Source organism: Xenorhabdus bovienii SS-2004, assembly GCF_000027225.1.
GTDB lineage: Bacteria > Pseudomonadota > Gammaproteobacteria > Enterobacterales > Enterobacteriaceae > Xenorhabdus > Xenorhabdus bovienii_C.
On the sequence record NC_013892.1, the window covers coordinates 571,815 to 583,691 of the forward strand.

At 43.7% G+C, this 11,877-nt stretch carries 5 protein-coding genes; 2 read left to right on the plus strand and 3 right to left on the minus strand.

Annotated elements, in window-relative coordinates; genetic code table 11:
- The first annotated feature begins 4 nt into the window (after positions 1-4).
- Together XBJ1_RS02445 and XBJ1_RS02450 are read left to right on the plus strand one after the other, a co-directional pair.
- On the plus strand, positions 5-685 hold the full coding sequence (locus XBJ1_RS02445; protein WP_012987162.1) for a hypothetical protein: 681 nt from the start codon (positions 5-7) through the stop codon (positions 683-685).
- Positions 682-1,650, plus strand: a complete 969-nt coding sequence (locus XBJ1_RS02450; RefSeq protein WP_012987163.1) for a hypothetical protein — start codon at positions 682-684, stop codon at positions 1,648-1,650. Before XBJ1_RS02445 ends, XBJ1_RS02450 begins: the two co-directional genes overlap by 4 nt.
- A gap of 568 nt (positions 1,651-2,218) precedes the next feature.
- On the opposite strand, the gene XBJ1_RS02455 is transcribed toward XBJ1_RS02450, so the two are convergent.
- From XBJ1_RS02455 to XBJ1_RS02465, 3 genes are all read right to left on the minus strand, one after another.
- Entirely contained in the window at positions 2,219-4,096 is a 1,878-nt protein-coding gene (locus XBJ1_RS02455; RefSeq protein WP_012987165.1) for a glycosyl hydrolase family 18 protein, read from the minus strand.
- 94 nt (positions 4,097-4,190) lie between these two features.
- On the minus strand, positions 4,191-8,297 hold the full coding sequence (locus tag XBJ1_RS02460; protein ID WP_012987166.1) for a neuraminidase-like domain-containing protein: 4,107 nt from the start codon (positions 8,295-8,297) through the stop codon (positions 4,191-4,193).
- On the minus strand, positions 8,290-11,844 hold the full coding sequence (locus tag XBJ1_RS02465; RefSeq protein ID WP_012987167.1) for a Tc toxin subunit A: 3,555 nt from the start codon (positions 11,842-11,844) through the stop codon (positions 8,290-8,292). The genes XBJ1_RS02460 and XBJ1_RS02465 overlap by 8 nt, the downstream gene beginning before the upstream one ends.
- Between the last annotated feature and the right edge of the window lie 33 nt (positions 11,845-11,877).

An 11,877-nucleotide genomic window follows, 5' to 3' on the forward strand; every position in this document is an offset into this window, starting at 1 on the left:
TTTTATGGCTAAGGATAATGAAATTAAATTATCAAGAATATCAACTGTTTGCGATCCTCTTTTGAAGGAAAATATTGGAATATTAGATAAGGAGCAGTTAGAAAATGAGGGGGTTTTTGAATTAATTAATGATAAAAATTGTGTAATAATTAATGAGATAAATAATCATCGGATACATATTATTGTTCCTGCTCTTATTGGTTTTTTATTGGGGTTTTGTTTCTTTGTTAGTGATTATATTAATGAATGGAAATGTAATGAAAAGGGGTATTTGAGAACGCTTAAATATGCCAAAAAGTATTATGGTGAAAATTTTTATTTAAATTCTAAAATACCAGAATATATGAAAGCGTATGAATATATTTCTGATGCGGAGAGTGTATCTTTATTGCAATATTTTCATATTCGTTATACGGATAGTGGGTTCTATAAAAAATCCACAGTGCGGTATGATTTATTACTGGAAGGAGGTTTTTTCCTGTTTTTCCTTACTGCGAATTCTTTTCTTTTGTATTTGCTGTTTTTCTCTCATAAAGTAGCTCCACTTGTTATTGACAGAGAAAAGAAAATTTTTTATACGTGGGGAAAAGAGAAATTGTTTCTTCTCTTCACTATAAATTGGGAAAAGAGCCAACATTGGAAAATGCGGTTTATGGATATGAAGATGAGGTATTACGTTAAATGAGTATATTAATTAAAAAAATATTCAAGAAAATTTTTAGAGTGAAGGCACCTCCAACAGAGCCATTATTTACATTTGGTGATCCTGTTCTGGAGCAAAAACTAATTCTGCTGGATAATAAAACCGTAAAACGTGCAGGATTTTTGGATGCGATAAATAGCAAGGAGTGTCATTTTCGTCATAATCTTATCAGAGCAAGAAAAGAAGTTATAGTACCTTTGATGATTGGGTTTATGTTAGGTTTGGGATTTTTTATTAATGACTTTGTTAAGGGATGGAAAGCTAATGAAGAGGATCTTCTTTGGTCTGTTCAGAATGCAAAAAAACGTTATGGAGAGCAATTTTATTTAAATCCAAATGCACCTGCATATACTAAGTCATTACGAGTAATATCAGATGATAAAAAAATATCTCTAACGGAATATTTATATATTTCTTATTCAAAAGATAGCTATTATGGTGAAGAAATGGCTAGGCGATATTTGATTATAGATGCCAGTTTCGGATTATTTTTCCTGAGTGCCAATATTCTTATTATCAGCATTTTTTTAAGATTACGTAAGCCTGCAAATTTCATCATTGATCATGAAAGACAACTTTTTTATACCTGGAAAAAAGGGAAAGTGTATGTATCTCGCTATAAAGAATTAGGCGTAGCGTTTGCTAATAATATTTTGCATTTCAAATGTTATGGGCTGAACGAAAAGAATGAACTGACATATCAGTTTTTTATTCCTTATCTTAGTATTTTCAACTCAGACGAGGATAAAGTTTATATTTTGGCATTTATGTCAAAATATTTATTACAAGGAAAAGAGGCTGTCAGTTCAGTTGATTTTAAACGTCAAGAGCGATTACCGTGGTTTCGTAAGCAAATAAAACCAGCGGATTGGGAAACTCAGATTACGGCAATCTTAGCTGAATTAGATAGGCTTGAGCCACCGAAAGGGGCGACTGAACCTAAATAATCGTTGGAAAAATATTAATACAGTAAGTTATATTTTTTCCAGAAAAAATAGCACCGAAAAATATTATAATTATCTCGGTGCTATTTTGAAAGATTCTAATGTATTCGATAAAAACCCAATTAATAAAATTGGTATGTTTAATCTGATATTATAAATTGAAAAAGAATATGTTAAGTATTTAAATATTTCTTAGTGCTATATGCTAATTGAGTCAACCATAAAGACTGACTAATGCGGTAATCAATATTGTAGAGCCGAGTACGAAGGAAACTGCAACATAATAATGCTGTTACTGAAAAAGGCAATCTTCTTATTAATGAAGAAAATTCACTTATCAGCTAATTCTTACCTCATTGCGACAGAATTTTTAATAAGTTTCCTGTGATCTTATTGGTACAGCAATAAATCCCATCTTGACCGTTGCATAGGGTTGCTACATATCTCAGAAGAGAATACGGATAAAATCGTTTCAGTGTTGAATTTGTCTTTCTGTGACAAGATTATGAATCTGATTTTATGACCAACTACGCCAGCATGTTGGTACTGGCGTTTATCAATGAATCAAGCTTTAGCGCGAAGATTTCAATTCACGGAGCGATTTTAAATAGTAGGGTTGCCCCGGATTATATAACGGCCCCATATCGATAGTTTCATGATTAGATTTGGCGATATATCCCATACCTTCTCTGGCAGCATTGGCCAACAGACCGCAATCCTGATCACCAGACCAGGAAAAGATCCCTCCCAGTTGATGCCCGGTGACATATTCTCCTTTTTGTTTCACCGTGCGGGGAGTATCCAGTGAGATGAAATGCCCCTGTTTTTCACTGAACAGGAAATCTGCATCAGCATTGGTATCTGTCATTAGTACAAACCCATTTTTTCCCGTACTCAGTGTATGTTCACTATCCATGTAGTTATTGACAATATCGAAGAATTCCGGCGCCCCTTTTTCCATTGTGCCCAGAGCATCACCCGGCTTATCGTACAAACGCGTTTCCAGCTTGGCACCTTTACCCGAACGTCCATAGTTGGCATAACCCAAGTTAATTATACTCAGAGGAATACCGAGATCTTGATGCAGGTAATTAATCGCCGCTTCTGCCGAGAGATCATATTCTCCATTAGGATCGGGCTCGTTAGGGGAATAGAGGTTGGTATGATGCCCGATATAATTGGCCCATCCGGTGCCAAAAAAGTCGTAACTCATCAGGAAGATATTATCCAGCCCATTTTTAACTAATTCAGCGATATTTGACTTAGCAAGTTTGGCTTTTACCCCACTACAGGCAATAGAAATTTCTTTACTGCCTGTACCGAACCGATTATCCAGTGCCGTTCTCAGCTCTTTAACCAGCAAGGCATAATTTTTGCCGTCGTTTTCACTGATAATATTGTGTACATCTCCCTCAGCACCGGGGTATTCCCAGTCGATGTCAACACAACTGAACATCGGGAAGCGTTCAAAAAAATCAACCACACTGTTGATGAAAACAGTGCGCTGTCCTTCATTTTCGGCCATCTTGGAGAAATAACTCGATAAACTCCAGCCCCCGATACTGAATGCCAGCTCAAGTTTGTGTCCTGCTGCCCGCGCGCGCTTTTGTAATTCCCGTAATCCTCCCAGCAAACCCGCCGCTTTACTCTGCTGATAATAGGGCAGAAAAGTCCCCGCATTAATTGAAGTATTTTTACTCGATTCCGGCAGACCGACGTTACGGGCAGTGCCTAAATCGCCGTAAGGGTCCAGTGGCACGATATGGCCTTCGGTGATTTTCTGGTCAGTCTGGGAATTCCAGCCGTCCCAGACTTCCTTAACTTTTTCTTTCTTAACGCCAATATCCCCACAGATACCCAAGAAGCTGAAAATCAATTTGTCGTAAGTTGTCGGATCTATCGTCGATAGATTAAACCCTCTGCCGCGATCCTCGGGGTTTTCATTCTTGTCATCAAGACGGGCATCATATTGACACCAGTCTGTAATGTAAGCGGAAAGTTTGGGTTTAGCCGGGTCACGCTCATATTGGTTATACATCGGTTTACAGACACGGGTCGCGGTATAAGAGAGATTTGTGCCTGAGCCATCGGGCTTGTACTTCACCTTCTCGTAAGTTTCTTCCGTGTATCGGTCAGATTGCAGAACGGGGGATGGAATCTCTTCTGTCGGGTTTATCGTACCATCCGTTGGATTGCCATGTGTGTTGATCTCTTCTGCTGTTGCCGCACGGACGTACTGCCAGGCATTGTGCGGCGAACTTTTCTGGCCAGATTGACCCGGTACATGCCAGCGTTCAACCCAGTAAGTATTGGTATAAACGTTGCTGTTAAAAATCACGTTATAAACCCGCCCGCCTTCCTGTTGGTTCCAGGCCGTTAAGGGATCACCAATAACATCACTGATATCGGACATTGCTTTTGATGATGTGTAAGTATATTTGTTAGCCATGAATAAACTCCGATAATTTTTCCTGTTCAGCCCCCTGTTCAGGAGGCTGGTTAATCATGAAAATCGCCAGTCACAAGCTGAACCTGTGCTGTTATTAATCCGTGATCTTTTGTTCTACCAACAATTTCTGAACGGCTTTACCGAATGCAGAGGAACCGATTTTTGCGGTATACCGGACATGCAGGATCACATCGGTCAGACTGTCGAGATTTTGCGAGTTATTGGTAAAACCGAATGTCCAACTTGATTCAACACCCGCACCTTCAAATGGCAGGAAACGCTCATCATCAAAATTCAGTGTGAACATGCCGCTGTCGTTTATGCCGGTGGATAAGGAAATCTGCTGGTTGGGGTGGATGCTGCGTGCCAGATAAGGCGAATCAGCATTAATCCCTTCTTTCACCAGCTTTTCCATTGTCTGAATGTCGGCTTTCACCATGCGGGTATTGACGCCCAGAGAGAGTTGGGCGCAAATGTCCTCATAAGGCCCGATTAACATAGGCAGAGAAACTGAGACAGATTTGATCCGGCGATTGGCAAGGTTAGGGTAATCTTTAGCAAAGTCTGATTCTTGCAGGTTAAAAGTAATGGGAGAGTGCTGTCTCAGGGTTGCAAGATCGTTTTCCCATGCTGTTTTCCGCAATGCCTTGAGAGAGATAGTTTTAGTAATCTCTTGCAAGCGTGAGTTTTGTTCAACATAAGCGCGTTCCATTCTTTGCAGCGCCAGTTTCAGTGTTTCACCAGACATTAATCCCTGATAGAGATCATTCCAGCTACTGCCTTCAATAAAGGTCTGCTCTGAATCCAATTCGTACTGTAATGAGGCTTCTGCGGAGAGGCAAAGTGATGAAACGGCATCATAGGCTTGCAGGTACAGGTTTGACAGTTGGCTAATCATCCATGTGTACAGGCTTTCATTGGTAAAGCGGCTGGAGAAATAATCTAACAGCGCCAGCGATTTTTGCTGTTCCGCCTCAACCTGTGCCAACCGTTTCATGGAAGCAGTCAATTGCAGGTTTTGGACATTGATTTGCTGATCAATGGAATTGACTTCCCATTCCGCCTGTTTGTATTGCATTTCCCATTCTTGGCGGCGCCGGCGGTATGATTCAGACACATTCAGACTATCGGCTTTGATACTGTCAGATTGATGTTTGATCATGACCATTTCGGCCGCCGCACTCAGTGCAGCTCCCCAGCGCGATCCGCCCACGGCCAGCCCATAGATATTAGGTAGCATATCCAGTGCAGCCGCGCCGGTACGCAAAGTTTGTGCTGCCAGTAACGCCGAAGCGGATTGGGATTGCAGTTCAATCACCTGTTGCTCTGTTGACGAAATATTTTCGTCATACAATCCCTTAAAGTGTTCATGTCGCTCTTGAGCCGATTTTTTGCTGACCTGTAAAACCTCAAGGCTGGCTTGATTGATGTTGATTTCCTGCTGTTGAAGATCGATTGAGAAGCGGTAGAGATCACTATTCTGGAGCATCTGGAATTTTTCAAAGCTCAAACTGTCTTTGCGTTCCAGCAGGCTCAGTAAGGTGCCGCCAAACTGTATCAGCGTTTCAACGCCGGCTCTGGCACGTGCCAGCATCGGTTCAAAACGGTAATTAGGTGTTTTGAAATTCATCCGGCTGGCATTGCGGGCAGTGACTACGCGCTGGTAACGCAGGTTCATCAGGTCGCGTGGCGAGATCTTCCCATCATAGAGTGCCATGTTGATTTCTTTGCCATCCAGCGTCAGGTTGTGCCGTAAATTGTAAATCCGGTTTTCCATACGATCCCAAATCGCCGTCAGTTCATTGTTGATCGGCTTCATGAACAGATCATTATCAAGGGCGCGGATCGTGTTGTCATGAACGACGGGAATATGGGGCAATGGCTGGCTTTGCATCTCCAGTTGGCGCAGCTCACTGTTGTCATATCGGTAGAGAGCATCTTCAAGGGACAGCGGTTGCCAGAAGCTTGCCAATTGCACATCAGGGCGGCGGCCAAGCAGCGAACTGGCGGTTGCATAACTCAAACGGGCAATGGTTCTTGCCGTGGGTTGGAGCTTCCGGTATTCCATGTCACCGTCATCAATCAGGTTTCTGACCAGAAAATAGAAAATCGCCTTGCGATAATGTATCGGTTCACCGGAAGCAATCGCATCGGGATCACTCGGCTGCATCAGGCTGTAGTTTTTCTTCGGCTCATCAATTAATGGGCGGCTGTTCCAGTAACGCGGCTTTCCTTGTTTCAGAGCCGGTTGATCCTCATTTTCATAAGGATCAAAAATATACTTGAGCCAGCGGTTAGCTTCTTCATAACGCTGCTCAACATTGAAACGCCATGCCACCATGAAAGGCATATGGAAGAACAGTTCCCAGAAATAGATGCCATTGGCACCCTTGAGGTCAATCGGTTCTGTGCCACTGCCAGAAATCGACTCTTCAGGCAGGTTCTGGGTATCCCAACTGAGCACCAGATCCAGTTTCTGGCTGGCTTTACTGACCAGCTCCTTGGCAAACAGGGTATTTAAGCGGATCTGTTTATCGGTATACCAAACGGGAGTCGGTGGATTTTCGGGGAATTGCAGGTATTGGGTTTGTTTGGTTTGTTTGATCTGGAATTTTTCACGAACCAATTTACCCACGCTCAAGATGACTCTGATTCTGCCGCCAATATCGTCGGCATTTGCTTTCGGCAAACTGAAACCGGTGACAATCGTGATGTCGCTGAGGTCATCGCTGTGACACCGTTTGACTCTGGTACTAAGCTTGATTTCCCCTCGCTCAAAATCTTCTTTTGTCAGTACCTGGTAGTTCAGCCAGCATCTGTTTTTATTTTTGTCTTCCAGCCAGATGCAGTACAGGATGTTTTTGCTCAGGCTGAAATCGTATTTGTAGGTGGAGATGGCGGTCAGATACATATCCAGTGAATCTTCCACATAGTCAGCTTTGAGGTCGAAATCCTGTTCGTCACCCAGTTTGCCCTCAAATTTTCTTTCCTTCTCAATCGGCCATTGCCTATTAATATGGACGGGATAAAGGATCAGCTGCTTGAATTCATCCATACCACCATTCTGGGGATCACGGAAGAAGAACCAAACCAGTTTGTCACCATAATCATCTTGGTCAGAGAGTTTGGTGCTGGAGGGAGGCAGATCCGTGGAAGCCATCAGCATGTTATCGCAGATGTAACTGAATACTACGTCATAGTCATAAGGGACTTTGTTTTCTATACCATGACGGCGGGTAAATGCCACCAGTACCAGACGGTCTTCTTTACCCGTCCGGTCAAGCACCGCAATCATTTTATCCATCGCATCATCAAGCACCTCTTCGCGTACGGTGGTGCCGCTGCTCCATGTACCATCAAACCCCAGATGTGCCAGATTGAGTTTGGTGCGGTATCGGATGATGGTTTTGCTTTCGTCGTTTTTGTTTTTCTCTTCTTCTTTTGAGACTTCAAACCAGCTTATGTAGAGACGGTTATTCATGATGACCGGACGGACAACCCCATTACGGGCATTTTCTAACGGCACACTGATCGGCTTCCATTCGCTCCAGGCGGTTGGATACAGCTCATTCGAGTCCGTATTACGCTGTTTCATGTCCAGTGTTCGCCAGAAATAGCGATAAGGCTGGGTACGGGTTTTAGCAATGAAATAGGTTTTGTCATTGGCAAGATCAATGCCATCTTCATAACCAGAAATAATTTCCAGATTACTGACTTCTTCAAAATTGTTCAGGTAACCAAGAACTGCCTTCTGAGCGACGTTATCTGTCAGTTTTCCCTGATTCAGCACACTTTCCAATTGGAAGAAAAACTCGGTTTTGGTCAGCCGCAAGGTAGGATCAACATAAATTTCGGGGTATAACCTGAGTTGCTGATTGGCAGACCAGTAACCGTAACGGTTGGCAAACTCCTGCCAGTCGTAGGTTTCTTCCTGAGTCATGGAAAGACCCGGTTCCAAATTGAGCACAATACGGTTGATATACTGCTGTATCGATTGGGTTACGTGAGACACGCGCGATGTGATGACTTTCGAAGAGACTTGTGTATCCAGTAGCAGAAAATCATAGAGATCATCGACGTTCTTGATTTTGTCGCGATAAAACTGGAAATCTTTTCCCTTGGGAACAATTTGCCCAAGGTAGTAATCAACGAGCGCATCACGCAGATCTTCTTGTAATTTTGCTTCGATGGAATTAGACATTCTCGTTATCTCCTTGCGCTTTTAATGCCGCCATGACTGCTTCACCGACGCTCTGGTAAAGGCTGAAATCAGTATTGAGTGTTAATGTACCGGCATCCCATAACGTTTTGACTGACAGGCTGGTGGTGACTGCAAGCTGTTGTAATCGGCGTAACCAATCGATATGGAGTAAGTTTTTGGCCTGCGGAGGTGTCAATCCGCGCAATGTGCAGGCCAGATGAATCTCATCGGCATGCCAGCCCAGAATATCTGCCAAAATCTCTGCACATTTTTCACTTTCATCCTCGTTGTTTTTGACTGCTTTTCCATTGGCCTGTGGTTTGTTGGCGTAAGAAAAATAGTCATGGATTTTGTCTTCGTTCTGATTGGCGTTGTTCACGAGGTCTTGGTAGCGGGTCAACAGATATATTTCATCCAGTGACAATGCATTTGATGTTTTACTGTTTGATAAACCGAGCCATTCTGGTTTTGTCAGGCGCAACAAAAGTAGGTTTTTATTGATTTTCAGGGTACTGATGATTTGAGTATAAATTAACAAACTGTAGGTCAAGTCGGTGAATTGATGACTGATCTCAGCGGCGGTTTCCGGGACACCTGTCAAAATCATCTCCAGAACGAGATAAACATTGCTGCCTAACCAGCGAAGCTGTAAGGGAACCAGACTTTTTTCTACGCCATATTCCGCCGCAATCGCGCTGGATAACAGATTTTCCTGCGCATTTTTGGCCTGAATCAGCAGTTGGGTCACGATATTGATGACATTATCCTGTGGTGTTTTCCCTTCTTTGAACAGTGCCTTGACCTTTTCCCTGATCTGGATTTCATCTGTTTTATCCCACTCAGGCGGAATATCCAGAACCAGCCCTTGTGCATTGAGAAGTCCGCCCTCTGCTGTTAATAGTTCCCACCAGTTGATCGTTACCAGCTCTGGGCGGGTAAAATCAGATGATGACAGGAGCACACTATCGGACAAGCCAACCGCGATACCTTTAAAAAAGGTCACCATGCTGTCTGTTGGCACGACAGGCAGCACTGTCTGCCCCAACATCAGGGAAAGTTTTGCCGCTGTGATTTTAGTTTTCGCCAGCCAGCGGCTCACGGCTTCCATTTTCATGATGACGATGAGAATATCGTCCTGACGCGTCGAGTCTGCGGTGAAAATGGGTTGTTGTGCCAAATAGCGGTGATTGCCGGTCAGAATATCGATCAGGAACACGCCGTCTTCCGTGGAAAGACCGAAAATGCGTGGAATGCTGACCAAACGGTAAAGTCTGGAAACAACATCAAGATTGCGCCTTAATTGCCCCGTCAGCGTATCCTGAGTTGGTGTGAGCGCACTTTCAACCATGGGGGCAATCAATTGAAAAGTTACCGTGGAAATTCCCAGCCCGGCGCAGAGTTGCTTGACGGTTTTGGCATCATCGCCCTGAGTTGCCGTATAGTTGAATACCTCATCATCCAGTGTTAACGGCTGATCAAACAGTTTCGTCTGATTAAAGATCTGGTCAAAGAACGGTACGCTGTCACTGGTTGAGAATGGCGTAATCTGGTGTAGCCAGCCCGCAAACATTTCGGGAGTGACTTGGTATTGCGTATTGAGATGCCTGAACAGCCCCAATTCCTTCAATACATTGTCAGTAATTCTCATGTCCAGATTATCGGCTTCTGCCTTGATACCGGAAGCCAGCAGAAGATCAAGCTGGTGGTAAGGCAGGCCAAGCCAGCGCTGCAAGCGGATAAAGCGGTTCAGCCGATCATAGCGGAAGTTGGATACAGCTTTGATTTCACGCCCGTTATCCGCCCGAATGATTTCCAGAGTATCTCGTTGTCCGGCATTAATGTACACCCCGCCATAATGATAAGCGGCCGGGAAGGTAGCGGTGCTCTGTCTGTTGAAAAAAATCGGGTTGGAAAAGTGTACATTAGGGGAAACGATAGGCTGGTAGTTACCGCTGCTGAATAGATTTTCAATGTGAGTAGCTTGCGTTCCGGTTTGATCGCCAAAAATGGCGATTTTCTTAAGCTGGGCGCTTTCTTCTTCTGAAAGACCATAATTATTGATAAAGAAGTCATTCGCCTGCGGTGATAATTCGGAAGATGATGTACCTGATTTGGCAATCGCAAGACGATAACTCATTGCCTGAAATATAACGCCGTCTATTGGCCCGGTGGGTTGATTTTCACCTGATGGTATTTCTTTGGGCGTCGCTGCATAAATGGTCATATTACCAAAGTATGGGCCATCATCCAGATTGCCAATGTCTGAGTTATCGCTTTCCACATAGGTCAGCTTTAACTGGCGGCTAAAGGGCGGAGAGTTGTCAAACGGCTCCATCCTTGCCTTGACGCGGTAGTAAGTGAGAACGTTTTCTGCCCGTAGCTTGACCGAGATGGTTTTGTCTGCCTGATTTTTGCAGGTGATGGAAATTCTATCGTAGGCACTGGGCGAATTTTCGACCAGTTTAGTCGGGCCTTCAACACTGTCATCTTGAGCAACAATATAAGCATGCCGCGAAATATCTTTGTCAGGCACAAGTTCTGTCGTACTGCTGCTGTAATAGGCTTTGATGAGCTGATCCCGTGACAGCAGGTTTTCAGAGAAAGGGGCAGCTTCGGTCAGTAGGCTGATTTGTTCATTGCTCAACTGTGAATAAGCCAGCAAGATCTGATCATATTTTGAAATTTCAGTATGCCACGGGAAATGCGTATCGACTTGCCGGATCACGGTACCCAATTCATTTTTGCTTTCTGCCAGCCCCCGGTTGATCTGCTGAGTCGGCAAGTTATAGGGCAACGTAAAGGGAAAACGTGTTTCTCCCAATACCTGATTAACCGGTTTATTGGCTTCCCCTGTCTGGTCAATATATATTCTGGCACTTTCAGACAGTACATCATTCACGATGGTCAGAGCACGAAGCTCTTTATAAAGAGCGTCACTATCAAGCATCAGATATGAGATATCCGACCGCCTGCTTGCCAGCAAAGTTGCCTGATTGGTGCCATCCACTTCAATCTGCTGAATAAATTTATACAGATCCAGCAGATAGTTGGCAGGGCTATCAAGGGATTCGATAGCATCCGGCTGACAGAAGTCATCCCAGGGTTCTGGAAACAGGCCACTATAATCAGGCAATTTTCCTGTTTGCTCGCTGGCATTCTGATTATCTGTCGCTGTTGACAGGAAAGCCGCAGTCTGTCCATCGTATTGTCTGAGCGGGTTCTGCCGATAGTGTTGAACCAGTTGGTTAGCCATACTCACTGCTTTGTCAAAGATGATTTCAGCATGACCCGCAAGAGATTCATTGTGGCGTTTAATGAAACGCTGTTTTGACAGCCTGACTATATCGAAGATGGAGTGATAGCCCAGATTTCTGAGTGAATCGACTAACGAAACAGATGATGGGGTATTGTGCTGTTTTACTGTGGTGAGTGAATATTTTTCGGGTAATGCTATTTCAGGTAATGGTATTTCAGCTACTGCCGCCAATAATGGTGATACTTTTTTCATATTCTGCTGTTCATCAGAATAATCGTGATTCTTGTCCATTTTTATTATCCCATTTCAATTATTCGGCCATAT

What these genes read in the sequence shown, in the direction of transcription:
- XBJ1_RS02450 (WP_012987163.1), top strand. Translation starts at nt 682, where the DNA reads ATGAGTATATTAATTAAAAAAATATTCAAGAAAATTTTTAGAGTGAAG.
- XBJ1_RS02460 (WP_012987166.1), bottom strand. Translation starts at nt 8,297, where the DNA reads ATGTCTAATTCCATCGAAGCAAAATTACAAGAAGATCTGCGTGATGCG.
- XBJ1_RS02455 (WP_012987165.1), bottom strand. Translation starts at nt 4,096, where the DNA reads ATGGCTAACAAATATACTTACACATCATCAAAAGCAATGTCCGATATC.
- XBJ1_RS02465 (WP_012987167.1), bottom strand. Translation starts at nt 11,844, where the DNA reads ATGGACAAGAATCACGATTATTCTGATGAACAGCAGAATATGAAAAAA.
- XBJ1_RS02445 (WP_012987162.1), top strand. Translation starts at nt 5, where the DNA reads ATGGCTAAGGATAATGAAATTAAATTATCAAGAATATCAACTGTTTGC.